The organism is Cytobacillus sp. IB215665 (genome assembly GCF_033963835.1).
Classification (GTDB): Bacteria; Bacillota; Bacilli; order Bacillales; family SM2101; genus Nanhaiella.
The window spans coordinates 170363-196165 of sequence record NZ_JAXBME010000010.1 but is presented as its reverse complement, the minus strand read 5'-3'; the positions used below and the strand labels follow the sequence as shown (position 1 = coordinate 196165).

Genomic DNA, 25803 nt, shown 5'->3' with positions numbered 1-25803 from the left:
GCAATTGCAGGACCGGTTCCAATAGCATATAAGATGAAATCGAACACTAAATCACTTACTTTAACAATGCTACCATCCTCGTTTATTAGATATTAGAAAATAAACTACCTTTTCCTCCTATAGTAAAAAGTTAGTTTGCATTATCAAATCCACTAATAATTTCATTCATATTATTTGTTTGAGGCGACTTATTTTCTCATCCACCACTTGCATGGGAAGTTTGCTTCTACCACATTCCATGAGTTTTATGTAGAACTAATCTAACTTAATATTCATTGTCTTATTAGACCAAGTATGTTAATCATAAACTTCAATCTTTCCAATAGTTGCTTGCATTGGGCTACTATCTAAAACTTCACCATCTATCCATACTTTAAACTTCTTACCCTTTTCCAAGTTGCTTTTATCAACCGACTTTCCATAGCTTAGAATAATATTTCCAGTGTTTCCTTGTTCAAAAAAAACACCTTGTTTAACTTCCATTTCTATTGTTTGATTATTAAACTTTATTATTTCCCCGATAAAGTCTGATTCGGCTGCATATTCTTCATTACTGTTACACCCTGAAAGCAACATAAAAATAGTAAATATCAATAGTGATATCCTTAATGTCATTATTGGACACCCACCTATATATTCAATCTATTTAACTCGTTCCAGTAGATCCGTGGCCACCTCTATTTTCATTATTTAGAACGGCTACTTCCTTAAAAGTCACATGCTTCATTTTTTTTATCATTCTAAACTGACATATTCGATCGCCAAATTCAATCTTTGTATCTCTCAGAGCATACGCTGGAAAAAACCATTGATCATTATCACCTTTATACGACTCATCAATTATACCCATAGAGTTTGTTTGGATGATACCAAAATTTTTAAATGTACTTGATCTAGGTACTACATGCGCTTCATGCCCATCAGGGAGTTCCATCGCAACACCAAGAGGAATCAAACAGAATTCTTCTTTTTGTATTTCAACAGTTTCAGCTGCACGCAAATCAATCCAATCCCCAACTTCTATTTTATTGATTTTTGGCAATTGTTTATTAAAATATTTTATTTTTATCGTTAATGACATTTATGTCTTCTCCTCTACCATGGATTAATTTATAGTAAAAATAAAGATGCTCTCAAATTATTGACCATACTCTAATAAGTAAAAACAGTTTTAGAATACGAATGCTGTCTGAATTATTCATTGAAAGTATTTATCATTATGCGATATTGTAACAACCAACAAAAAAGATGCATAAATGCACCCTCTCTAAGCTGTTATGTCACGTTTCAACGTTTTAATTGATAAAATCAAATAAGTGATTACAACTGCACCAATAAAGAATATAACTTTAAGATATATTCCGGCTGACAAAAAGAAAAATGTATAAAATACTGAGCTCCAAATAATCAAAATCCCTATTATTTTGGGTTTCATAGGGATCGCTTTATGCTCTCGATAGTTTTTTATATACTCCCCAAGTATTTTATTATTCATTAACTTATCATATAATTTTTTCGATGATTTAGCATAACAAAAACCCGCTAGTAATAAAAAAGGTGTAGTCGGTATTAAGGGTAATATGATACCTATGACACCACATATTAAAGCAACTGTTCCTAATCCAATCAATACGGTTCTTTGAAGTGTTTTCATAACCGAACTCCTTGCTGCTAGATTAATTAATTATATTTATCCACAAAATATCTAAGTATTTTTAATTAAATTGTCTAGAGATAACATTAGCAACATTATAACACCGTAGATAAGGAAAAGCTAACCGTCGATAGTATGCAAACTAAAATTATCTTACATTGTTTCCATTAAATATTTATCTAGACTCTTATTCCTTGTTGATATGTTACTACTGCTATTAGAGTTTTAAACTGCTAGTCATTGTAATTAATAAAAATTCCCATGAAATATCGTTGTTTTTCTCATTATTTTTGATCTCGTTGAGCGTATATACAATCGTATTATTTGGATTTATTTCATTATTTTCGTAAGGTGGTTTTTTCTAACTACTTGTAGTTACATTGTTCTTTTCCTCTTGGAATACATTTATTTCATCATTTAACCTCCAGCCAAATAATTTTCTACCAAACTGTCTATTAAAATAGCTTTCTCTAAAGTTGTTGCCACAAGTTTCACCCTATCTTTTATAAAGGATCATTACATATACTTTGTTGCTATACCACGCTAAGAAATTTTATTCAATTTTCATTTTACATAAGAGAAAATGCCACGAATTCTAGTTGTGTAGTGTTTATTTCTAACAACAGATATTAAAGACAGCCTCTATAGCACATAAAAACAATAAGTTTTACTTATGTTAAGTAAGCGTTTATTCATATTTTAATTATAAACAAATGGGTTATATGATAAAAGATATGAAAGGAGGAATTTATATTTATGATGATTATACTAATATTAATAGGATTCTGTGCATCGTTTATTGGTACGTTAGCCGGTAGCGGTGGACTTATCAGTATGCCAGCTCTACTTTTGCTTGGTGTACCTATTCATTCAGCTATCGCTGCCGCTAAATTTTCAAACATATTTAGTTCATTTTCTAGTTTTTATACGCTGTTTAGGAAAAAAGAGGTTACTTTCTCTTCAGTAGTGGTTATTGTTCCTTTGGCCCTACTTGGAGGAATTACAGGGGCACTTTGTGCATCTGTATTATCAGAGCAACAAATGACGATGATTGCAATTGTATTACTCAGTTTTGCGTTAGTCGTAAATATCCTAAAAAAACTACCAAAAGAAGAAGTAGTAAATAACATCATTCCTAAAAATACACGCCCTCTGTTATTCTTCAATGGAGTGTATGACGGTTTATTTGGCCCAGGACAGGCTACCATATTAATGTATACCCACTTATACAACGGATTGTCTTATATTAAAGCAATGGCTTTTACACGTTTTCAGACCTTTGTGAGCTGTATCGGCGCATTTTTCACCTATTTCTTTGCTGGTTATTTTGATTGGCAAATCTCGATATTGCTAGCTACAGGTTCACTAATTGGTGGTCTCATTGCTGTAAAAGTTGCTACAAAGCTCTCAACAAATCACTTAAAGAACCTTCTGAGAATAGTAACTTCCATACTAATTATTCAACTAATAATAGGTATATGACCACCTGAATTTGAGACTATCCTTATATTAAAACACGAAAAACGTGGCTACACTTCCATTATTGAGAATTAACTAACAATGTAAATATTAAAAGGTTATAGACCGTGTTCAGATGCTACCCCTATGAAAATATCGTTCATCAACTATTTTTATAAAAAACAATAAACTTTTGTTAATCCTATTGACAATTTAAATTATCGTACTATGATTAATCATAAGTTTTTGAAAATTCGATAATTTATAAGGTGGCTACAATATGAAATATGGATTTGCTAAACGAGTTCAACATTTACAAGGCTCAGAAGTTCGAGAGCTATTAAAAATCATTGAGAGCGGTAGTGTAATTTCTTTTGCTGGTGGTTTACCTGATGAGAGTTTATTTCCTATAAAAGCTGTTGAAGATGCTTTCGAAAAAACATTTTTATCAGGAAAAAAAGCTCTTCAATATGGTGTTACTGAAGGCTTTACACCACTACGTGACTTGATTGTTGAGCTTATGAAAAAACAAGAAATAGTAACAACTACTAATGAATTACTGTTAACGACTGGTTCGCAACAAGCGATTGACCTTTTTTCAAGGATAATGTTTAACCCTGGTGACATCATACTAACTGAAAATCCAACATACTTAGCAGCTCTTCAAGTATTCAAATCCTGTGAGGCTAAAATTTTACCTGTTTCAAGTGATGAGCACGGCATGTTACCTGATGATCTTGAATATAAAATTAGAAAATATAAGCCGAAATGTATTTATGTTGTGCCAACATTTTCAAACCCTACAGGTAGAGTATGGTCTATGGAACGTAGACAAAAGTTACTAGAATATGCGAAAAGGAAAAACGTCATTATATTTGAAGATGACCCTTACGGACAAATAAAGTTCGATGACCAAAAATACTTACCTATTGCAGCACTAGACCAGAGCGGGACTCAAGTTGTTTATACAAGTACGTTTTCTAAAACCGTTGTACCAGCACTACGCACAGGATGGATTAAAGGTCCTCACCAAATTATCAGGATGATGACACAGGCAAAACAAGCTGCAGATCTTCATTCCAATTCTTTATCACAACAAGCACTCTATCACCTTTGTACAGACTTTAATCTTGATAATCATATTAAAGAAATTCGAGCTGTATACCATAATAGGATGAAAATCATGCTGGAGTTGTTGGATTCAGCTAATATACCAAACATTTCTTACAATATCCCGAAAGGTGGCATGTTCTTTTGGGTAACTCTCCCTGAAAACATTGATGCTACTAAATTATTGACAGCTTGTATCCAAAAAGGAGTTGCCTACGTACCAGGCAAACCATTTTATGTTAGCTCTCCTGAACTAAATACTCTACGCTTAAACTTTTCTCACTCAACTCCCGACAAGCTTAGAGAAGGAATGAGCACATTAGTCGACGTGTTCGCAGCTGAAAGCAAGCTTCAAAATGTTTAAATAAACATCTTACCTGTACCTGCAAAAGTTTATTTGTTCTTTACCCGTTTGACTTTCAATCCAATGAATGATTTATAATGTTTAAAAAGGATTAGAGATAAAGACTTGTGATGAATATTTAATTAGTTTGCATTCCTGAACGATTTATTTCCTCTACAATGGCACTAACATAAAGCTTTATCGCCATTTTTCAACGAATGAAAATAAAGTTTGTATAATATATCATCACCATAATTGCAACAGTATCCTATCTTCTCATCGTCCAAGATGGTAATCCTTCTGCAGTCATCACTAGCACATTTGTTAGTGATGACACAGGAGTATTACAAAACCTTTATTTCAGTAATAGCTAAAGCAATTAAGTATGAATGGAGACTAAGCCCTTGTTGAATAGTTCATCTTAACCGATTTTTCTTATAATTACAGCTTTTCAGCATTGTAATAATTAGGAAAAATTTATTGAGCTATAACATAACAGCTAGTTAATACGAACAGCTCTTGTTATTTCAATGAAGTAGCCATTGGGAACATTCCAGCAATGAACATAATCTGAATATGTATATAAATATTCATTAAATCTTCAACCATTGCTACCACTACAGTTGGAATCTATTAAAACAATGCACTCAGAGCTTTATCTTCACTAAAGGCAGCTGTTAACTCCTTTCCATAACCCCAATCATGATGATACCAGCTTTTTCCTTTGTCATCACCATCCCTATGAATCAAATAAGCATCTACTATGTTAAATAGATCATTCCAAATTAATTGAGAATGCTTTTATCCCACGTAATTTTGATAAATATAGAAGGTAATATCACCTACACTAAATATGCACATAAACGATGGTAAAGAAGTTTAGTGGTATAGTATTGCATTACACTTGCGGCCTTCCTTTTTTTAAACTTTTAATCTTCAGACTAATAAATCTCGGTCGTTCTTCACACTCAACCCACTTCAATACCTATAGGCTAAAGTGTGATTTACACTAAATGAATAATCAGGTTTAGAAGTATAAAGGATCTAATCGCTACTTGGTTGAAAAATAATAAGTTCGTTCATGAAGATTGTGTAATAAAGCTCTCTGAAATTAGATTTGGTAATCGTTGTGTAATCCAAAAATGTTGTGAGCGTTTATCTCAATTGGAGTGACTTAATAAGATGACAAAGGGCCACGAATGACAGACTTATATGTGGACATATATGATAGTAAGTTTGTAAGAAAATTTTTGTATTTTATTACAACTTTTTTGTAATCTTATTCGTCTGTATATATAAAGGCTAAAAAGGAGGGCATTTTTAATGAAAATACAAATCAAAAAAATTTTAGCAACACTTATAATAGTTCTTGTTTTTATTGAGTTAAGTAGCATAGCATTCACGGATCATATATTTACACCTTTCCTTATTATAGATGGAAATATTAGTCTTTTATATTTTATTTTTTCTTACGCAATCATTACGTGCATAATTTTACTTGGCTGTATGTTATTCATAAATATTATGATATCTACTTTTTCTCTGAAAAAGTAAATCTAGCTACTCTACTAAATTTGCTTAACTAAGGAAAAAAAGCCTGAGTATAGTATTTTCTTGATTATATTTCCTATAATTGATTAGAAATTATAATTTTTAGTATTCATATGATCGTTAAAATGCCTTTGTTTTTTTCACTACATATTTGAGATAAAAAATAACAAAAAGATACTCCATGTATTAAGTAGATAAAAACCAAACCATCAAAACTAAACGGTTTGGTTTATTGGTAAGTAGCTTATCTATTCATTCTTCCGTTTATTGAAAACTTTCCTACTTTCTTTGTATTATAGTTTGAAAATATTTTATCTGGGAGCTAATGTTTAACGGAGGAATCCTAGTTAGTTATTTTAGCACTAGCATATAGTCTCATTGGAATAATGTAACATGCTATGCTAACTAGTAATTTTTTGACTCCTTATCCATTTACCTCTATCGTTTCACGATCTGCCCAATATAGCTCTGAAAAAATTTCTGAGAAAGCGTCAACACTTCTTTCAAGTTCTTCAAATGTATTGTCTACACCGCCTATTTCTAGCGTGATAGCTTTACTAGAAATATCCTGATTATATATTCCATTTCCATCTTTTTTTGATTTTTGATATATTCCTCTACTAATACCAGGGTACCTTTTATTAAGCTCTGTATTCAGTTTATCGACAAATTGTTTATTTTGCTCATAATTTTCATTATCTGTTCCTAATACAAAATATAATGTTGCATATTCAATTCCATTAATCACCTTAGTTGTAACATCTCTACGTGCCGAATCCCGATGTATATCAATATAGTACTCTATATGATTATTGTTATTTGTGTTGACCTCTAAAATCTCACGAGACAAGTTATATGACATTGTTGTTTTCCATTCTTTCTCATGCAACTTTGCTGTCATATTCGTTTGATCGTGATGTGCTCCGATCCCTTCTTTAAGAAGATTAGCTGATAAGCGCTTACCTAGTGCAACGACATTCACTCGATTATCATTACTGATTGCATGATTCGGACTGCTAGCATCTTTTATATATGGTAGGAAAGATTCCCAACTATGCGTCTGATAGATATATACAGTCTTATTTGGAATTTGATTATCGAGATTATTTTCATCTAATGTTATATTTTCATCTTGTTTTAGTTTTTCTGTTGCAACTTCTCTTTCTTTTAATAAAACTTCAATTGGTGGTGCCGATTCAAATACGTACGCCGTTTCTTCGGATATACTCGTTTTGTTTATGGAGGAAGTTATGCCTGGTAATTCTCCGCCAAAAAATGTTGTTGTATCACTTAGAATAATATTTGTTCCAAATTGTAGTATAGATTCTGTTATATTCTTAATAGAAAATAAATCATTCTCACTTTCTTCTTGAGAAAAATGTTGATTTTCTGCCTTCAGAAAATGAATTAGTAGATCTTCTGATTCTACATTTCCTAACGCAGTATCAATAAAGCTAGATTCATATTTTATGTTTAAGCCAACGATTAGTGTTGATATGAAGAAGATGAAAAATACTAGCATTGGGATACTAGAAATGAGCAATAACCTCTTGTTTCTATACAGCTTCATATATATAATCCCCCCTATGTTAATCTATATGCATAGACAGGACAGAATATATTTATTTAACAAAATAATATAAAGAATAGTAGATTATACTCCTTATTCTCATTAACACTATTTAGTACAGGTGGTCGGACCAAGTGACTGTACATTACATATTTTATAAAGAAATAGCTTCCTAATTGGAAACTTATATATTGCGTATAAATTCAGTTTAGCAATAAAAATAGGACAAATCGGAGGAGATCATACCTTAAACTTTTCATAGTAGAATGTGACTACTGTGGATATTTTAATTGTTAATGCAGTAATACGAAGGATTTCCTGTTGCCGAGGATCTTTAGCATTTTGAAACAAATGACCTTAAGATTTTACTTTAGTAGTTTTAGCGAAAAAAAAGACATTGTAAAGTTGATCAACCAATTGAAAACAACAGTAGTAACAACTAGTGAAAGTTCGAGGAGCAACAAGAAGGTTATTAGACATTTGAAGCAGTTCTCGGTAAGAAGCCATTGTTTTGACTCGTTTATGAATGTGAAGAAAAAAAATAACCCTTTCAATTTATGTTGTTAATGAACCCTTTTCCATTAGCAACTCATTTATAAATTCACTATAACAAACAAGTTGTTTTATATCCAAGTACTTGCTATGTTAAACTTTTCATTCTTATAATGTTTTTCACATGCCTAATATGAGTTTTCTTAGGTATTTTAATCAATTTTTTGTTTTCTTGTCATTTTCCTACACAACTTAAAACCATTAGCATAAAATATTCTATCTTACTATATAGTATGATTTACCCTTTTAGCAGAACAATTGACTTTTTGCAAAGATCATCGTTGGAATTTACTATTTTGACATCCAGTGATAAAAAGCTAATGTTATGATAATAAGCTTAACAACAAAATATGGATTATATAATCAACCCCAAATACAGGAAAGCATCCTGTAATCGAGAAACAGCTGAATTGCTATTACACTAATAATCTTCCTTCTTATAAAGTTTAACAGAGTGGTCAGAGCCACTCTGTTTTTTATTTTCACTCTATTCGTAAACGTTGTTGCTATAGTTCTTAAACTTGAAGATAAAAATGTCGTTTACTTAACATTCACCGTTTTATAGAAGATACTTCGAAATCTAGTTGTTTTCGTGTTTAATGTTTAGTACGAAGTTCAACAACCTGTGAATATAGCTTTTATTTATACATTAGCGTAAACCTTTATTACCACTTTCCCACATTAACGCATTGGGGTCAGGTCCCCGGCACTAAAACAATTTTTCCAGTTGTTTTTCTTGCTTGTAATAGTGTATGTACGTTTGCTGCTTCTGCTAGTGGGTATACCCCTCCGACTGTTAATTTCAATTGGCCTGTTTGTACGTATTGGAGTAATTCAATTAAGCTGGATTGGAGGAGCTGTGGTTTACGCATAATCTGTGGTAAAAAGAAACCGATAACCGATTGGTTACGTCTCATTAACTCTGCTGGTTGCATAGTGCTCATTTCTCCACTAGCTACACCATATATGATTAGTCTACCAAATGGTGCTAAACAACGTACTGTTTTATTAAATATATCTCCTCCAGCCATTTCAAGTGCTACATCAACACCTTTACCTTCTGTCGCTTTCTTTACTTCTTTATCCCAGCCGTCAAGAGTGTAGTTTACAGTTACGCCAGCTCCCATCTCTTGGGCGAGTGCTAACTTCTCATCAGTACTAGCTGTTGCTATTACTTTACCTGCACCAAATAACTTAGCGAGCTGAACGGCAAGTAAACCGACTCCACCAGCAGCCGCATGAACAAGGACTGTTTCACCTTCTTCAAGGCGCCCCATTGTTTTTATAATATGATAGGCACTTAATCCTTGTATTGGTAGAATAACAGCATGGTTAAAATCAACCCCATCAGGTATCGGTATGACTGATCTTTCATCGACCATCGCAAACTCTGCATATCCACCTGATTCCATAATTGTCACAACTTTTGAACCTATACTAACAGAAGTAACATCTTCCCCAACTGCAACTACAATACCAGCAACTTCGCCTCCTAAAACATATGGTAATGTTGTCTCAACTACATATTGTCCTTCTCGTCTCGCTGTATCAGCATAATTTACTCCGATGGCTTTTACTTCAATTAATACTTCATTTCCTTTAGGCATTGGTTTATTTAAATCAACATATTGTAAAACTTCTGGTCCACCAAATTTTTCTATTTGTACTGCTTTCATAGTCATATTCCCCTTTTCTATTTACCTTTAAATTGTGGTTTTCTTTTTTCTTTAAATGCGTTAACGCCTTCTAAGTGGTCTTCAGTATGAATCATCAGCGTTTGTGTAATTCGTTCTTGCTCCAAAATATCATCTAATGATGACTCATAAGACCGATCAATGATCTTCTTCATCATTCCATAAGCTTTACTTGGTCCATGGGCAATCTTCATCGCTAGCTTTGTAGTTTCAGATTCTAGGCTTTCAAGTGGAACAACTCGACTTAATATACCTAGTTCCCTAGCTTGGTCAGCAGATACTGTTTCTCCACTAAAGAATAATTCTTTAGCACGATATGGTCCTACTAATCTTGGAAAAAAATAGGATCCTCCTCCGTCTGAAATTAGTCCTACTTGTGAAAAACTAAAGACAAATTTACTGTTGTCAGCTGCTATAATAAGATCACAAGCCAATGCCAAATTAAACCCTGCCCCCGCTGCAAAACCATGTACTGCTGCAATAATTGGTTTAGGTAAATCTTTCATTAGTTTTATACATTCATTTAGCTTACCAATATGATCGTAAATTTCTTGTGACGAGGATTCGCCCATGGATTTTACATCTCCACCTGCACTGAATGCTCTACCCGCCCCTCTAATGACCACCGCTCGAATATCATCATTTTCTCTAGCTAATTCCATTGCCTCTAATAAACCTAGTATCATATGTGAACTAAACGGATTAAGGCTTTCTGGACGATTTAACGTTAAAACCATTATAGGGCCTTCGATATTAACAATTAGGTGCTCATTTTCCATTTCTATCAGTCCCCCTTATTACAAATTTCACAGCTTATGAAATAAGCCAGCCACCGTCTACAACGATATCTGATCCAGTCATATATGAAGCTTCAGATGATGCCATGAAAGCTATTACATTGGCTATTTCTTCTGCTTCGCCTACTCGACCCATAGCTGTACTTCGCTCAATTGTTTTCATAAATCGTTCACTTTCAAGACTTATTTCAGTCATAGGTGTTTTAATAAAGCCTGGTGATACTGAGTTCACGCGAATTCCAAATTGTGACAGTTCATGAGCAAGTGTTTTAGATAAATTTACTACAGCTGCTTTTGCAGCACTGTAATGAGGTAAAGTTGGCGCAGCTTTATGCCCTGATAATGACGCGACATTGACAATTGTTCTGTCTTTTCGCTTTCCTTCATCCTTTTCACTACTTTCCGCCATCAGTTGCCCTAAATATTTGGAAACGAGAAACACACTTTTTAAATTTGTTTCTTGAACAAAATCCCAGTCTTCTGCTGATGTATTAAATAATCTAGAAACGGGGGATCCTCCTGCATTATTTATTAAAACATCTAAGTGACCATAGTTTTTTTGTACAAAAGTAGCTAACTCTGTAATACGTTCTTCATTTGTTACATCTGCCACAAAATATTGAACAGCATTTCTATTCACCTCTTCATTAATTTGTTTTGCTACTGTTTCTAATTTAGATTGAGTCCTTCCTACTATTAGTACATCAGCGCCCTCTTTTGCTATTCTATGAGCTACTGCCTCACCTATTCCACTACCTCCACCGGTGATAGCTACGACTGTGTCAGAAAATCTCATACATATTCCACTCCTTTTTTATTTTCGCTCTTTTCGAAAAGATTGTTGCTATTGTAAGCAGCTTAGTACTATAAAAAGTAGTTTATTATTGTTTGTCATCGCTGTATAGAAGATGGATGCAACGAATTCTAGCTGTATATTATGTGTTTACTTCTCAATGCAAAAAGCACGATTTTACATAAAGTTTCAAATAATCAAAATATTTTAAGTTCACTTTTGCAATGATACTTTCAGTTATTTATGTGTAAATTTTGGTTTGCGTTTTTCTAAAAATGCTCTTACACCTTCTTTTATATCCTCAGTTTGAAACATTTCTTCAAATAATTCCGCTTCCCTTTTTAGACCATCTTCAAGCGTTAATTGTACACCTTCTTGAATGGCTTGTTTACTTCGTGATATTGCAGCTAGTGAATATTGACAAATGGTCATTGCCATCTCCTGTGCAGCTAATAATCCCTTCCCACTTGCCACTACTTTATTTACAAGACCAATGCGCCAAGCTTCTTCCGCATAAATAGGTTCCCCAGTGAAAATCATTTCCTTTGCTTTAGCTTCCCCTATCAATTTAGGGAGTCGTTGAGTACCTCCTCCACCGGGAAAAAGACCTAGCTTTATTTCTGGTAATCCTATTTGCACGTGATTTTCAGCAATTCTAATATCACATGCTAGTGCTAACTCACACCCTCCACCAAATGTTATGCCATTAAGAACAGCAATCGTGGGCTTTCTAAATGTATCAATATAGTTCAGCACGTGATGACTTTCCAAAAATTTGCTTTTCAATTCAGTTTTTCCTATTAAATTAGGAAACTCACGAATATCTGCTCCAGCCATAAATGCCTTTGAACCAGCACCAGTCAAAATAACAGCAACCACTTCAGAATCATCTTCAAGCAATAAAAATGTTTCAAATAATTCTTTACTTACTGAGCTATTCATAACGTTTAACGGTGGGTTATTAATGGTTACTGTCGCTACACCATTTACTTTTTCACATCCCACGTATGGCTCCATTATTGCTTCACCTTTTTGCTTGAATAATCATAAAAGCCTTTTCCTGTTTTTCTTCCTAACAAACCTGCCTTTACCCTTTCTTCAATAAAAGCTGGTGGTTTATCTTTTGGGTTACCAGTTTCAGCGAAGCGCTGCTGCATAACATAATAACCTACATCTAATCCCGATAAATCCATTAATTCAAACGGACCAATAGGATGTTTCAACGCTTGTTTTACAATCAAGTCGATGTCTTTATAATCAGCGATACCTTGTTCATATAAATACATCGCTTCTTTTTGAAGAGCAATGAGAATTCTATTTGCAACAAACCCAGAAATTTCTTTACGTAGTAGAATTCCTTTACGGTTAATTTTTTCGCAAACATCTAAAGTAATTTGTGCAGTTTCTTCTGAAGTTTGCTCACTCATTACTACTTCAACACAATCCATAACAAGAGGCGGGAAAAAGAAATGCATGTTACAAACCTTTTCAGGACGTTTTGTTGCACCTGCGATAAGTGAGTTGACGATTGTCGAACTGTTCGTAGCTAAAATAGCATGTGGTGGTGTATACTCATCTAACTTTTTAAATACTTCGCGTTTTATTTCAAGTTTTTCTACAATTGCTTCAATGACAAAGTCCGCTTTCGAACTTGCCTCTTCTAAACTTTCAGTAAATGACAACCTTTTAAGGGCTGCTTCTTTTTGATCCTCAGCTATTTTACCTTTCATTACCCATTGTTCCATAATCGACTCAAGACTTGTCTTAGCTTTTGTTAATGATTGTGAATTCACATCTTGAATTGTTGTTGCAAACCCACCTAATGCGCATAACATTCCTATTTGATGCCCCATTTGTCCTGAGCCGACTACACAAATATTCTTAACATCTTGAATATTCATAATATAATCTCCTTTATACTGACTAGTTAGTATGTTAATCTTATTCAAACCCTAGCAAAACTAGAGTAGACTTAACTTATTCTATTTGTATACCACGTAAAATCATGTCAATATATATTTCTGCAACATCATGATCGGATTTTGTACCTGTTGGATCGAACCATTGATACGTCCAATTGGTTACACCTAATATACCAAAAGTAATAATGTCTATTTCAAGGTCCTTACGAAATTCTTCCTTCGCGACACCATCTGCTAGTAGTTGCTCGATATTCAGTCTGAATTTGTCACGTTTCGTAAGAATTTTTTGAAGATGTTCATTAGTTAAATTTCTTAGCTCTCGTAAGAACACTCGTGCACTAGGCCCTTGTTCTTTTATATCCGTAATAAGCAATAACACAACATCTCTAAGCTTTTCCTTACAACTTTTTTTATTATCTACTAAAATTTCAAGTTGATGTTGTAGCAGGTCGTCGATGTAATGTAGATGAATATCCATTAATAGTTGTTCCTTACTTGAAAAATAATAATAGAAAGTTCCTTTTGTTACTCCTAGAGCATCAACAATATCTTGAATAGAAGTCTCAGTAAATCCTTTTTTCTCAAACAGAAGGATGCTCTGCTCTTTAATACGTTGTTTCAAAGTTATATCCTCACATTCTATATTTTTTAATGGAATTATAACACAAAATATCACCCCCAATTTCTTTATTAGATTAATCTAGGTTTGATTAATATAGTTTCATTAGGCTGCATTCGCAATGATTGTTGCTTTTCGTTCTAAGGTATAAGCATGTATACAACTAGTGTTCTTAACATCTTCATACTTTTTAATTATTGAGTTCCTTTAAAACTTATCACACAAACCATTATTAGTAATAAAAACAAGTTTACGAAAGAATATTTTATTTATATACTGTGCCCGGTGGTATTTTAGAATTCTGTTGTTATAATATCGGAAAAACATTATATACAAAAAACTCTTTTATCGGTGTTTCTATGATAAAAAAGAACGGAAACATATCTTTAGACAATATGTATCTTAGTGAATATGCTCCCTGTTCGTCTTGAATCATCTTTCAAAAAGATTTTACGTAACATTATTCTCCCGCAAAGCACGCCTTAATATTTTACCAACCGTCGTTTTCGGTAATTCACCCTTGAATTCTACAATTGTTGGTACTTTGTATGAAGCCATATGATCTTTGCAATAGTTAATAATATCTTGTTCATTCGTTTGTTCCCCTTGCTTAAGAACGATAAATGCTTTTACTGTTTCACCCCTATATGCATCCTGTACTCCAACCACTACAGCTTCTTGTATAGAAGGGTGTTCATAGAGAACTTCCTCTATATCACGCGGATAAATATTGAAACCGCTTGCAATAATCATGTCTTTTTTTCGATCAACGATATACAAGTATCCATCCTCATCCATTCGAGCAATGTCCCCTGTATATAACCAACCATCACGGAGAGTGTGCATCGTTTCATCAGTCATGTTCCAATATCCTTTCATGATCTGAGGTCCTGAAACGATCAGTTCACCAACTTCCCCTACTGGTACCTCTAGCTTGCCATCTGCAATGTCAACGATTTTAAAATCAGTTGAAGGGTATGGAATACCAACACTTCCTGTTTTTCGCTCAGCGAATAGTGGATTAGAATGTGTAACTGGACCTGATTCAGACATGCCGAACCCTTCAACTATTTTAGAGCCAGTTTTTTCTTCAAATGCTTTTAGTACTTCCACAGGCATTGGTGCTCCTCCACTATTACAAACCTTAATACAATCAATTTCAAAGTCAGTGGCATTAGGATGGTTTAAAATAGCAATAAACATTGTCGGTACTCCTGGGAAAATCGTTGGTTTTTCAGCTTTTATCGTATGCAATACTTCCTCAACATCAAATCTTGGTAGAAGGACCATTGAAGCAGCATTAAAAATTGAAAAATTCATACATGCCGACATACCGAAAACATGAAAAAATGGTAGAACTATTAAGCAACGCTCTTTACCCTTTTCTACATCATTTTTGAAAAACTCTTGTGCTTGAACATTATTTGCAATTAAATTACGGTGTGTTAGCATAGCTCCTTTTGGTCTACCAGTCGTTCCTCCAGTATACTGTAGGACTGCTATATCATGCTCAGGATCTGTGTCAACTGGACTAACAATTCCGTTTCCAACTTTTATAAACTCATAGAAAGATAAATCTGGTTTGTATGATTGATCGTTTGGTTGCAGACTAACAACTATAATATTTTTTAATCCTGTATTTTGTTGAATCGCTTTCACTCGAGGGTATAACATATCTAGGACAACAACAGTTTGCGCCCCAGAATCTGCTAAAATATATTGTAGTTCTCGCTCTACCAGCATCGGATTAATTTGTGTAACGATTGCACCTGCAGCCAACACCCCATAAAATGAAATCACGTATTGAGGACAATTAGGTAGCATAATTGCAACACGATCACCTTTATTAATTCCTGACTGTTGTATTGATGAGGCAAAAGCTTGAACAGACATATTTAATTCTTTATATGACATCTTTTGTTGGTAGAATAAAATAGCATCATTTTGTGGGTATTCCTCTGAAGTATTTTGTAAGATTTGTGGTAATGTTGTGTTAGGAATTTCAACATCTGTTGAGATATCATCTGGATAATGGTTTAACCAAACATGCTTATCAGTCACGAAACAACCCCCAAGTTATTATTTTTTCTAAGTTAACCCTCAGATGTAAGACAATTTATTCTCACGTATCTAACAACTTACTTTTATGAAAAATAATTTTGATAGGGTATTTGCTGCATTTCATCCATTAACGAAAGATAATATATTGTTTTGATGATTTTTTGTTTTTACAATTTATGCGTAGTTTTCAATATTCATGATAGATTCACATTTTTATACTATCACCTCCAATACGATAACGATTGATAAATGTCTAGTCATTTGTCATTTAATAACCATACAGAACTTTAAAAAATATTCTATAATGACTATGTTATTAATAATTATATAATTGGCCTATGACATAGACATGTAATCAACTAGCCTTCGTGTAAGCTTGTCAAAATTGGTAATTTATATAAAATAACTTCTAACTATTCTAACTAGAGAAATAACAACAAAGCTTAGGAAATGTGTTTTACAACTGTATGAAAGTTTTAGAAACCTCACATAGATATAGATTCTTTAGTTATATAGAAAAGAATGTCCTTTAACGAATTCAAGTTCATTTAAAGGAGTTCAATTGTAAATTAAGATGACTTTTCAAGCTCTTGTTTAAGCTTCAACATACCCTTTTCTGCTCGATTTTTAATTATTATTTTTGCTAGTGGCATAAAGAAAATATTGGCTAACCTCGAATGGTTTCTACTTTCCATTTTCCAAGTTACAAGGGTACTATCTATTGCTTTAGCCGAAAAAGTAACTGTCATTCTTTCCATCAAAGGTGGAAAATCACCATCAGTTACGAACTTTGAATTATGTGCTGATTCAATGACAGTGATTGGTATTGATTTTTTTATATTGAAGGGTAGTCTCGTTTGCTCAGTATATTTTTTCCCTATTTCACCGTGAGCTAGCTTATTATTAGAGGTCATTTCTATTACATTAGGAAACCATTTACCGAAATTCTCCATATTAATTACATAATTATATACATCTTCTATTGGTCTGTTAATTTCTTCTTGTTTTTCTGCTAGGAATATCAACATAACTCCCCCTCATTCTTGTCCTATGTATATTTGAACTAACCGGTTGGTATGTTTGATAATTCTATCATATTATGTAAATCATAGATACGCAAGTTTTTTCACTGAATATTTATACAATATTAAACTACGTAAAAATACACATAAGTCTGTTTTCGTTTTAGCAAATAAACACATACAAAACGAGCGTTCGGATCATCTCTTCTTCTGTAACATGATAACTAGCATTTAAAGCCACTTCTTTAAGTACAAAACTCGTGATAATTGCAATAATATTTACGAAAATATCCTTCAATTATAAGTGGAGTCTTAAACTATACTTGTATTTTTCAGATACTCCCTAAATGTATGCTTGCCTTATGGCATAAGCGAGAGGACAGACTATGATTTACATATGTGACAAAATATAAACATTTGGATATTAAATTTACTCTCCTTATACACCAAGCAGTTATAACTGTAATATGCTATAAAGATGCTGTGACTGTAATAATATTGGGGTGAAGTTAAATGTCCGAAAACTCAGCAGGCTTTAGTATACGTCTTGCCGCATTATTATTTGATTGGTTACTTATTGGTTTACCAATTACCTTTATCGCATATTACATTTTCAATGAACAGAGTTTCCTACTAAACCAATTCGAAGTAATATACGGGACCTTACTTCCTGTTTTTTGGAAGGGATACACAGTCGGAAAAAAAATAGTAGGTATCCGAATTGTTAAAATAGATGGTACGAATGTTCACCTAGTGACTATGGTTTTGCGTGTCATAATTGCAGGAATCGTATATGGTTTAACACTTGGTATAGGCATTATTGTCAGTATATTTATGGTTCTGTTGCGTGAAGATAATCGCGCGATACATGATTTTGTAGCAAACACATACGTGACTTATGATAATTAGCTTATAAATCATCTCAATGATAAAGAGTTTGAACATCGTGGATCAAAAGAATAGACTACATTTACTGTGTGGCTCTATTGAGGAACCTGACTACTAAAAATTTTTGATAAGCCGGAGTGCATTTTCTTTTACTCCGGTTGATTTTATATATACTGTTTACTGTTTTAGCACTAATTGTTGTTTTTTCTAGTAAAGAAAAACACGTACACAACTAAAATTCGGAGAATCATTTCAATATTCACCAGGAGCAACGAAGAATACGAAAAGAGTCAAAGAGGGTTTTATGAAACTTTTTCTTGTTATAAGCAAACTTTATCGATCTCATAAAAATTAGCTAGCTATATAAAGAAATTAACGATTATTGTTTAACGTTTTAGTAAGTGCAATCGCTGTAATAGATGCTCCAATAGCTTGAAGCCAACTACCTAAACTTGACAAAATTCTTCCCATTTTCTCTTTCCCATTTATTATGTAAAGAATACCAATTGCTAACAATGCCGCACCTAAAGATTGAATGCTGTTTCCTAGAGCCAACAGATCTGATGACCTAACAACAGCACCCACTGCGCCGAATGAAGCCCCTAGTGATTGTACACTATTACCAATCACTCCAATTTGCAAACCTTCATCTTCATTTTGTGCCTCCATTATTCCAGCACCTACAGCACTTGCAGCAGACCCTCCTGCTAGTAACCAATTCCCAAAAATAATCAAATCATTACCTTTATTATTTTCAGCTAGTTGTTGTTGTTCTCTTCCTATAGCTCTAAAAGAGTTCCCTACAGCTTTTAAAGAATTTCCTAGCACAATAAGTTGGTCATTAACGGCTTGTTCATCAACCCGTCCAGATTGCCCAATTGCAGCTATGACACTCCCAACAACTTGAATCCACGCTCCAAGAACTTCTAATTCTTTCCCCTCAGTCACCACCCGCCTTGCACCACCGTTCTAAAAACATTGATACATTCATTGTATTCAAGTGATATAAATTGTTATGGAGCAAGGCCTACACCGATCGTATAATTTTTTCATTATGTTTCCTATTATTAATTTTTCTTGTATTTTCACCATAATTGACAGCTAGATGGTAAGTTTATACGACTTCTATCGTTTCACAGACCCAAAAAATCCTTAAGACATATTTTATACGATGATCAACAATCAAGGACATCCTTGGTTAATTAATAAAAGTCTCATTGCTTGGGCATTCTTACTATTGTAATGAGCCTAACAAATCAGCAACAGAACGATACCAACTACGTACATCATATAAGCCAATGCCAACAATATCAATATGATCTGTTGAATTGAATTCACCTAAATAATTCCATATTCCTTTTTCTGGTAATCCTTCGTAAAATACTATCTCGTCTGTTGATCCTAATGTTGGTCCATCCATAGAATTTGTATTGACTACCCCATCATTCTTCCACCAGTCACTATTAATAGTAATACTTCCGTTTTCTGTATATTTCCCAAGAAAATCACTAAGAACGTATAATATTGGGTTCATAAATAATTCAGGTTTATGATTTCCTGACCATATAGATGGGTAAGTTTGTTCCGTGGAAACTGAAAAATAATATGTACTAGGTTGTGCTGAAACCCAGCTGTTTATTTCACTTGCACCTTCTGGGCTGGCATCCCATTCTGCAGTATCTTTCGTATCATTCCAAATAGAACTGTTATATACGCGATTAGCATAGCTTTCAAATGTTTCTCCTTCTCTTCTTTTTAGTCCCCATTGATCTAGCTTAAAATCATATAAAATATTGTCAGTTTTCCCTGTTAAACTAGCAGCTAAAGCTATTATCTCCTTTGTCATTGGAAAGAAACTGTCTACTAACCTTGTAGCCGTAGATCCATCATGTGGTGATGAGATAGTAAACACACTACTAACCATTGAAGCATTCTCTTTCTTAAAAAGAGACGATATGTCGTTTGAATCAGTTAAAGCTAATTCATTTTCGTCACCATGTTCCAAAAGCTGTGTTAATAAACGAATCGTTTGACCACCTAAACTATGACCAACTAAATGTATTTTATTCACCGTTCCGGTAGTGGAATTCACCTCTCCCCATTCAGGATAAAAACCACTATATGTTCTACCGTACCGATCATGACCGTGCTCAAGTGAATGTGCCTCACCGTAATCAACTGTTCCTCCTTTGATTTGAGCATACAACTCACTGGCTCTATCCCAGTTGCTTGAAAATGGCCCAACTGCTGCACTGTATGTTTCATAACCATAGGAATTTAGATCTTTTTCAATATCTGTTAATCCACCCCAATATCGAAAACCTAGTAGCTCATCACGTCCCCATCCTACTAATCCATGAACTAGTACAATTGGGTAATGATTTATCCTAGCTAAGCTTTTTTCACTTGGTAATAGATTTTGAGGAAATGGTTCTGGGTCAGTTAATTGATCACTAAGAGTTGCAAAATTACTATTCTTAAATGAAGAAATTTGCTCAGCACCAACGTTGTAAGGGCTTACAAAAAGAACCAAACTAATAACACAAAAGCCAATCATTCCATATATTTTCATCGCACACCTCTATTGTTTGAATTTTTTTAAAATTTAACATCTTTGAAATTTATAGTCAATAATTACATTAAAATTTCCCTTTATAGAATCGATAGTTCTAGTATTTCTTCTTAAACCAGTAGTCCTATACAACTATGATTATGAATATTTTTACATTAATTATATATTTTTACTGTAACTATTGTGTATATAATGTTGCGTTTGTCTAATTTTCACTACAATTGAAAATATCGTTGTAAGAAGTCAAACATTATTTCGAATTAGTAGTTGTTATGTAAGACTAGAATTGTTAAATACTAGTCTAAGATATCATTAATTAGAAATTTATATTTTCCTATACTGGTCTAACTTGAATGTGATAGGTCCTATGACTTGTGCTTGTGTATTAGCTTCAATGTTTTCAACTGTGAGTATATATGATACTTTCCCTAGCGTCGGTTTTGTATCTACATGAGTAAAGCTATCTATCGCAAAATCATTACCATCCTCATCTAGTTCACTTTTAGCACTGAAGATAAGATTAGAAGCAACGATAGAATTCCTATACACCTTATATAACAAATCAGGATTACCTCCACCTTCTGAAACTTTTGCTCCAACAGTAGCATTTATTACGATCAAGTCGCTCGGTCTTATTTTTTCAAAAGATGAACGTGCCAATTCCAGCGGGCCCATACCTATGTCCATCAAAATACTCTCAGATACATTTGTTGGTAATACGAACTGATTCACATCGACTAGCTGTATATTAGAAGCTAGGTTACATGAGCATTTACCACCTTGCTTTGTTCTAATTTGCTGAATCACAAAAGATAGTGGTCCAATTACAGAAGCTTCGTCATTAAAAGATGTTTCAACCTCAACAGTAAGGATGTATTTTACCTTTCCTAATGTTGGTTTAAGATCTACATGAATGAAGCTATCAATACTAAACTCATCTTGAAGTGTTTCATCTATTTCCGTTCTTGAACTAAAAATGAGATTAGCATCATTAACCGAATTCCGAAATATTTTATACAACAATATTGGACTTTGCATAAGCGCTTCTGTACCTACGGTAGTCATCAAGAGAACAATATCATTTGGTGTTATTTGATCTAAAGATAACTCTGCCAATCTTAAAAACATTGGTCCTACAGGAATCATCCCATCTTTGAAACTTCCAGACTCGTTCGGTGATAAAACTATGTGATTCAAATCTACAACTGTCTGTTTAACGGGTTGAGTACACATGCATTTGCTATTTAGTTCTGCTCTAATTTGCTCTATAACAAAAGTAATAGGACCAACTACAAAAACCTGTTCTTGACTTTGTTCTATAAGCTCAACGGTAAGGATATACTTCACATTGCCAATTGACGGTTTTACATCTACATGAAAAAAGCTATCAATGCTAAAATCATTTTGATTATCATCTAATTCAACTCTACCACTAAATACAATATTGGCTTCACTAATCACATTTCTATAAACTTTATAAATTATATCTGCGTCTCCACTTAACTCTTCTACTCTAGAACCAACAGTTGCATGAATAGATACTTTGTCTGTCATTCTTACATCTTTTAGCTGCAGTTCTGCTAATTGGAGAAATTGTGGTGACAAAGGGATCTCTTTCTCAACACTGCCAGATGTATTAGGATTTAATGTAAATTGTTTTGTATTAATTAATGTCTCTTCAACGCTTTGTATACACTTACATACTTGTTTTCTCATTTTATTCCCCTCATTTATGTCATAATGTATTCTATGAGTCTAAGGTGCTCTTTGGTATGGGGATTATTCTTATAAATAGTGATAAAATAAAGTATAATAATACACACATTCTTTTGAAATGTAACCCTCAACTACTAAAACTTGTTACATAATATCCTAATAGAATTTATTAATCTCTTGTCGAAAACGATGTTGCTATTTTAAATAATGCTCAGATTCCGCATAAATTGTTGCTTTGCGTAATAAAAACTAAACACGTATATTTATTTAATGTTCGGGGCATCTTTTCATCTGTTGCTACTTGAAAAAACATAAAATAAGCATTAGTTCCTTAAATTTAAATGAAAGCGATAAAGTTTTTAAAAAAAGCCTTAACTAATGTTGTTTTCGCATCAAATTAATTGGTGCTTTGCGTAATAAGAGCTGAACACGTATTTATTTAATATTCGGGGCATCTTTTCACCTTTAAAGACTTGAACAATCATAAAGAATACACACCAGTTGCTAATTAAAAAAAGAAATAGTTTTTGAAAAAAACCTTAACTAATGTTGTTTTCACATCAAATTAATTGGTGCTTTGCGTAATAAGAGCTATAAAAGTATCTAAAAAGATGTCGTATGTAAATTGAATACATGTTATCTCTTAAGCATGAAAGCTATCAATTGGTCCAATCCAGCCCTATCAATATGGTCACATCCTAAATACGATAAAGTTTACTAATCAATAGTAGTATTTTGAAAGGAAGATATTTATGAAAGTTGTATCCTGTGTTCCAGCAGCAACCGATATGATTAATACTTTAGGCTTAGATCAATTTATAAGCGGGGTTACGTTTGAGTGCCCATCTTCTAAACCAAAAGTAGTTAGATCGGTATTAGAAGATAACCAATTGACCTCTTCAGAAATTAATGAAACTGTCTCTGAATATATGAAAGAACAAAAATCGCTCTATTATATAGATCAAGAATTACTTGAACAAATTGAACCCGACATCATGTTCACTCAACACGTTTGTGACGTTTGCCAAATAGGAACATCCTATGTAGAAAAGGCTATATACAAATTATCGAAGCAGCCAAAAATTGTACCGCTTATTCCAAAAAATCTTAACGATATTTTTGACAATGTCATAACAGTTGCTAAGGAGCTTGGTTCTGAACAAAAAGGAATAGATGCAGTTAAAGGTTATAAAGATAGGCTTAATCGAATTCAAAGAAAATTGATGGAAAATAACAGAAGAAATAGTCAAGTTTTTTTCATGGAATGGATTAACCCAATTTATAACTCGGGTCATTGGATTCCAGATTTATTACACTTAGCTGGGGGAGATGATATTTTTGCGAATAATGAAGGGCACTCTAACCCCATAAAATGGGAGGACCTTAAGCAATATGATCCCGAAATAATAATTATTTCACCGTGCGGATATGATCGGAAAAAGGCCGTTGAAGAAGTAAAACAACTCCAACAATTAGATGGTTGGAAACAACTGAGAGCTGTAAACAACAATAATGTTTACCTTGTTGATCCAAATCTATTTACACAACCTAGCATCGGTGTAATAGATGGTGTAGAACTTTTGGCAGCTCTTTTTCATTCGGACATAATCTCAATGCCTAAACATCTTACAAAAAAATATATTAAGATATAAATAGTTGGGGTTTATCCCCCAACTGTTCACCACATTAAATCACTGGGGGTCTGACCCCCTCTTGCTGTACTTCTGCCTTTTCTTCTTTTTTAAGGTCTAAATGAAACGGATTTTTATTATTTTGATTCTGTTTATCTACGTCCATACTAACTCCAATTGAGGCACCAGAGTTAGTCGTTGTATCATTTAGAATTCCATCTTGGCTAGTAGGATCTGTATGATATGAATGTTCCTCAAAATTCATTCCTTTTTTAGGCATGGACCCACCTCCTTTACGTATATCATTTGTGTTCTAGGCAAATCTATACAAAATAATATATAAAGGAAGCAAATTAAAGTGACATTCGTTTCTAATAGTAAAAAAACAAGGCTCTTTTCGTAAACCCTGTTCATATTAATACAAAGTTACCCAGTAAAAAAGAAGTGATTATTATCATATTATAGAAGAAAATATGCTTCGAATGATAGTCGGATAAATAAGTATTCATAGTACGAAAAGCACAACATTGATGCGAAAACAGCTATTAATTAATATCGGATACAAAAGAACTGAGCATTAATATCTTAATATACTCAAAAAATAGAGGATAATATATTTATATTGAAGTAACGATACTTTCAAAGCTACAATTACTGTTTGTTCACTTTCACTTAATAATTGTGGACAACTTATCGATCTTTTAATAGTAATTTTATAGTAAGAAATAAATTTATGTACATCCACAACTTACTTTTTTACACTAACTATGTACAACTTTTTCGAGAGGAATAACTGTAGCTCTTACTCTTAATTCAGTATGATAACGTATTAATATCGATATATTTTTCTTTTTAATGAAAGGAAGGATATATTTATAAGTACTAGAGAAATCTCGCTATTCATTGAGCCTTTCATATTCTAGATTTTTGTTTAGTTCACTTAACAATTTATTTTGCTCCTCTTGCTTTTCAATGATTGTCATTAAGTGCTTTTGAACATTACCCATAAAAGATAAGACAGTAAATATAATAACTAGCCATAGTACATATATTACTATTTCCACAATATTCACTTCTCCTTTCTTAAATCCTGTACGATTTAGTTCGGATTAAGGTAATTTTATGTCTCCAAAGTGAATGCTCTGTATGACCTCAGGAAGAAAATGTTTTTCACAATGAAAAACTCTCTTAGCCAAGCTATGTACAGAATCGTGTTTTAATACATCAACTTTACGTTGTGCTAATATTTTTCCCTTATCATAAACTTCGTCGATGATATGAACAGTCACCCCTGTAACCGTTTCTCTAGCCTCTAATACCACTTTATGAACGTTATTTCCATACATACCCTTTCCACCGTATTTCGGTAATAGAGATGGATGAATATTAATAATTCTTCCTGAAAAAGCTTCTAATGTTTTTGGACCTATTTTTTTTAAATACCCACTTAAAATGACAAGGTCTACACTGTGCTTCACTAAGGTATCCCTAATATGTGAATCTAGCTTTGTTGAGTCGTTAATAGTATTGTTGCTAATGTGATATGACGGAATTCCTTCTCTCCTTCCATATTCCAAAGCTTCTGAGTTACTATTATTACTTATTACAACACCCGCGTTTGCTGATAAGTTCCCCTGTCTAATCGCGTCTACAATTGATTTCATATTACTACCACCGTGAGAAGCTAAAAACCCTACTTGTAATAACTTCTTTTCTACCTTATGCTCTTGATTAATTTGCATAATAGATACACCCCACCTAGAAACTTCACATATTCTCATAACGAATTTACAATGAAGAGATTGACTATATGATTCCACTGTTAGTTTACCAGCAATATCCTAGTTTTA

The 25803-nt window shown here is 33.2% G+C and carries 22 protein-coding genes; 4 read left to right on the top strand and 18 right to left on the bottom strand.

Going from position 1 to position 25803, the window contains the following annotated elements; translation table 11 throughout:
• Positions 1-297: 297 nt before the first annotated feature.
• The 3 genes from SLH52_RS13575 to SLH52_RS13565 all read right to left on the bottom strand — a co-directional run bounded on the left by SLH52_RS13575 (position 298) and on the right by SLH52_RS13565 (position 1654).
• Entirely contained in the window at positions 298-615 is a 318-nt protein-coding gene (locus tag SLH52_RS13575) for a DUF3221 domain-containing protein (protein WP_320209812.1), read from the bottom strand.
• A gap of 31 nt (positions 616-646) precedes the next feature.
• Positions 647-1081 carry a dUTP diphosphatase gene (locus SLH52_RS13570; protein WP_320209811.1) on the bottom strand — a complete coding sequence of 145 codons (435 nt, stop codon included), beginning with the start codon at positions 1079-1081 and terminating at the stop codon, positions 647-649.
• A gap of 186 nt (positions 1082-1267) precedes the next feature.
• Positions 1268-1654, bottom strand: a complete 387-nt coding sequence (locus SLH52_RS13565; protein ID WP_320209810.1) for a YbaN family protein — start codon at positions 1652-1654, stop codon at positions 1268-1270.
• Positions 1655-2410: 756 nt separating this feature from the next.
• Between SLH52_RS13565 and SLH52_RS13560 the strand changes: the two genes are divergently transcribed.
• On the top strand, positions 2411-3136 hold the full coding sequence (locus SLH52_RS13560; protein WP_320209809.1) for a sulfite exporter TauE/SafE family protein: 726 nt from the start codon (positions 2411-2413) through the stop codon (positions 3134-3136).
• Positions 3137-3392: 256 nt separating this feature from the next.
• Positions 3393-4586 (top strand): PLP-dependent aminotransferase family protein, encoded by a 1194-nt coding sequence (locus SLH52_RS13555; RefSeq protein WP_320209808.1) that lies wholly within the window; start codon positions 3393-3395, stop codon positions 4584-4586.
• A gap of 1954 nt (positions 4587-6540) precedes the next feature.
• Here the strand turns inward: SLH52_RS13555 and spoIIP are convergent.
• The 9 genes from spoIIP to SLH52_RS13510 form a co-directional block, all read right to left on the bottom strand.
• Complete coding sequence (gene spoIIP / locus SLH52_RS13550) at positions 6541-7686, bottom strand: stage II sporulation protein P (protein ID WP_320209807.1); 1146 nt, start codon at positions 7684-7686, stop codon at positions 6541-6543.
• Positions 7687-8933: 1247 nt separating this feature from the next.
• On the bottom strand, positions 8934-9914 hold the full coding sequence (locus SLH52_RS13545; protein WP_320209806.1) for an NADPH:quinone oxidoreductase family protein: 981 nt from the start codon (positions 9912-9914) through the stop codon (positions 8934-8936).
• A 17-nt stretch (positions 9915-9931) separates the two neighbouring features.
• A complete protein-coding gene (locus SLH52_RS13540) occupies positions 9932-10711 on the bottom strand; it encodes an enoyl-CoA hydratase (RefSeq protein ID WP_320209805.1) in 780 nt (259 codons plus the stop codon).
• Between the two features lie 34 nt (positions 10712-10745).
• Positions 10746-11525: an SDR family oxidoreductase gene (locus tag SLH52_RS13535; RefSeq protein WP_320209804.1), complete on the bottom strand. Its 780-nt coding sequence runs from the start codon at positions 11523-11525 to the stop codon at positions 10746-10748.
• A 234-nt stretch (positions 11526-11759) separates the two neighbouring features.
• Positions 11760-12539, bottom strand: a complete 780-nt coding sequence (locus SLH52_RS13530; protein WP_320209803.1) for an enoyl-CoA hydratase — start codon at positions 12537-12539, stop codon at positions 11760-11762.
• A complete protein-coding gene (locus SLH52_RS13525; RefSeq protein WP_320209802.1) occupies positions 12539-13423 on the bottom strand; it encodes a 3-hydroxyacyl-CoA dehydrogenase family protein in 885 nt (294 codons plus the stop codon). The genes SLH52_RS13530 and SLH52_RS13525 overlap by 1 nt, the downstream gene beginning before the upstream one ends.
• Positions 13424-13499: 76 nt before the next feature.
• Complete coding sequence (locus tag SLH52_RS13520; protein ID WP_320209801.1) at positions 13500-14066, bottom strand: TetR/AcrR family transcriptional regulator; 567 nt, start codon at positions 14064-14066, stop codon at positions 13500-13502.
• A 447-nt stretch (positions 14067-14513) separates the two neighbouring features.
• Positions 14514-16124, bottom strand: coding sequence for a long-chain fatty acid--CoA ligase (locus SLH52_RS13515; protein ID WP_320209800.1), 1611 nt, complete (start codon positions 16122-16124; stop codon positions 14514-14516).
• A gap of 569 nt (positions 16125-16693) precedes the next feature.
• The gene (locus SLH52_RS13510) at positions 16694-17152 is read right to left on the bottom strand and encodes an SRPBCC family protein (RefSeq protein ID WP_320209799.1); all 459 of its coding nucleotides are present in this window, start codon (positions 17150-17152) and stop codon (positions 16694-16696) included.
• Between the two features lie 507 nt (positions 17153-17659).
• Between SLH52_RS13510 and SLH52_RS13505 the strand changes: the two genes are divergently transcribed.
• Entirely contained in the window at positions 17660-18055 is a 396-nt protein-coding gene (locus SLH52_RS13505; RefSeq protein WP_320209798.1) for an RDD family protein, read from the top strand.
• Positions 18056-18406: 351 nt separating this feature from the next.
• Here SLH52_RS13505 and SLH52_RS13500 read toward each other — a convergent pair whose 3' ends face one another.
• The 3 genes from SLH52_RS13500 to SLH52_RS13490 form a co-directional block, all read right to left on the bottom strand.
• The gene (locus SLH52_RS13500; RefSeq protein WP_320209797.1) at positions 18407-18985 is read right to left on the bottom strand and encodes a DUF6944 family repetitive protein; all 579 of its coding nucleotides are present in this window, start codon (positions 18983-18985) and stop codon (positions 18407-18409) included.
• 283 nt (positions 18986-19268) lie between these two features.
• On the bottom strand, positions 19269-20606 hold the full coding sequence (locus SLH52_RS13495) for a lipase (RefSeq protein ID WP_320209796.1): 1338 nt from the start codon (positions 20604-20606) through the stop codon (positions 19269-19271).
• A gap of 324 nt (positions 20607-20930) precedes the next feature.
• Positions 20931-22322: a hypothetical protein gene (locus SLH52_RS13490; protein WP_320209795.1), complete on the bottom strand. Its 1392-nt coding sequence runs from the start codon at positions 22320-22322 to the stop codon at positions 20931-20933.
• A gap of 752 nt (positions 22323-23074) precedes the next feature.
• On the opposite strand from SLH52_RS13490, the gene SLH52_RS13485 reads away from it, so the two are divergent.
• Positions 23075-23974, top strand: a complete 900-nt coding sequence (locus SLH52_RS13485) for an ABC transporter substrate-binding protein (protein ID WP_320209794.1) — start codon at positions 23075-23077, stop codon at positions 23972-23974.
• 34 nt (positions 23975-24008) lie between these two features.
• On the opposite strand, the gene SLH52_RS13480 is transcribed toward SLH52_RS13485, so the two are convergent.
• The 3 genes from SLH52_RS13480 to purN all read right to left on the bottom strand — a co-directional run bounded on the left by SLH52_RS13480 (position 24009) and on the right by purN (position 25695).
• Positions 24009-24233 carry a hypothetical protein gene (locus SLH52_RS13480; RefSeq protein ID WP_320209793.1) on the bottom strand — a complete coding sequence of 75 codons (225 nt, stop codon included), beginning with the start codon at positions 24231-24233 and terminating at the stop codon, positions 24009-24011.
• A gap of 616 nt (positions 24234-24849) precedes the next feature.
• A complete protein-coding gene (locus tag SLH52_RS13475) occupies positions 24850-25017 on the bottom strand; it encodes a hypothetical protein (protein WP_320209792.1) in 168 nt (55 codons plus the stop codon).
• A 45-nt stretch (positions 25018-25062) separates the two neighbouring features.
• On the bottom strand, positions 25063-25695 hold the full coding sequence (purN, locus tag SLH52_RS13470) for a phosphoribosylglycinamide formyltransferase (protein WP_320209791.1): 633 nt from the start codon (positions 25693-25695) through the stop codon (positions 25063-25065).
• Between the last annotated feature and the right edge of the window lie 108 nt (positions 25696-25803).

Bases quoted from the DNA above. Each gene is read 5' to 3' on its own strand.
- SLH52_RS13575 (WP_320209812.1), bottom strand. From the start codon at position 615: ATGACATTAAGGATATCACTATTGATATTTACTATTTTTATGTTGCTT.
- SLH52_RS13570 (WP_320209811.1), bottom strand. From the start codon at position 1,081: ATGTCATTAACGATAAAAATAAAATATTTTAATAAACAATTGCCAAAA.
- SLH52_RS13565 (WP_320209810.1), bottom strand. From the start codon at position 1,654: ATGAAAACACTTCAAAGAACCGTATTGATTGGATTAGGAACAGTTGCT.
- SLH52_RS13560 (WP_320209809.1), top strand. From the start codon at position 2,411: ATGATGATTATACTAATATTAATAGGATTCTGTGCATCGTTTATTGGT.
- SLH52_RS13555 (WP_320209808.1), top strand. From the start codon at position 3,393: ATGAAATATGGATTTGCTAAACGAGTTCAACATTTACAAGGCTCAGAA.
- spoIIP (WP_320209807.1), bottom strand. From the start codon at position 7,686: ATGAAGCTGTATAGAAACAAGAGGTTATTGCTCATTTCTAGTATCCCA.
- SLH52_RS13545 (WP_320209806.1), bottom strand. From the start codon at position 9,914: ATGAAAGCAGTACAAATAGAAAAATTTGGTGGACCAGAAGTTTTACAA.
- SLH52_RS13540 (WP_320209805.1), bottom strand. From the start codon at position 10,711: ATGGAAAATGAGCACCTAATTGTTAATATCGAAGGCCCTATAATGGTT.
- SLH52_RS13535 (WP_320209804.1), bottom strand. From the start codon at position 11,525: ATGAGATTTTCTGACACAGTCGTAGCTATCACCGGTGGAGGTAGTGGA.
- SLH52_RS13530 (WP_320209803.1), bottom strand. From the start codon at position 12,539: ATGGAGCCATACGTGGGATGTGAAAAAGTAAATGGTGTAGCGACAGTA.
- SLH52_RS13525 (WP_320209802.1), bottom strand. From the start codon at position 13,423: ATGAATATTCAAGATGTTAAGAATATTTGTGTAGTCGGCTCAGGACAA.
- SLH52_RS13510 (WP_320209799.1), bottom strand. From the start codon at position 17,152: ATGTTGATATTCCTAGCAGAAAAACAAGAAGAAATTAACAGACCAATA.
- SLH52_RS13505 (WP_320209798.1), top strand. From the start codon at position 17,660: ATGTCCGAAAACTCAGCAGGCTTTAGTATACGTCTTGCCGCATTATTA.
- SLH52_RS13495 (WP_320209796.1), bottom strand. From the start codon at position 20,606: ATGAAAATATATGGAATGATTGGCTTTTGTGTTATTAGTTTGGTTCTT.
- SLH52_RS13490 (WP_320209795.1), bottom strand. From the start codon at position 22,322: ATGAGAAAACAAGTATGTAAGTGTATACAAAGCGTTGAAGAGACATTA.
- SLH52_RS13485 (WP_320209794.1), top strand. From the start codon at position 23,075: ATGAAAGTTGTATCCTGTGTTCCAGCAGCAACCGATATGATTAATACT.
- SLH52_RS13480 (WP_320209793.1), bottom strand. From the start codon at position 24,233: ATGCCTAAAAAAGGAATGAATTTTGAGGAACATTCATATCATACAGAT.
- purN (WP_320209791.1), bottom strand. From the start codon at position 25,695: ATGCAAATTAATCAAGAGCATAAGGTAGAAAAGAAGTTATTACAAGTA.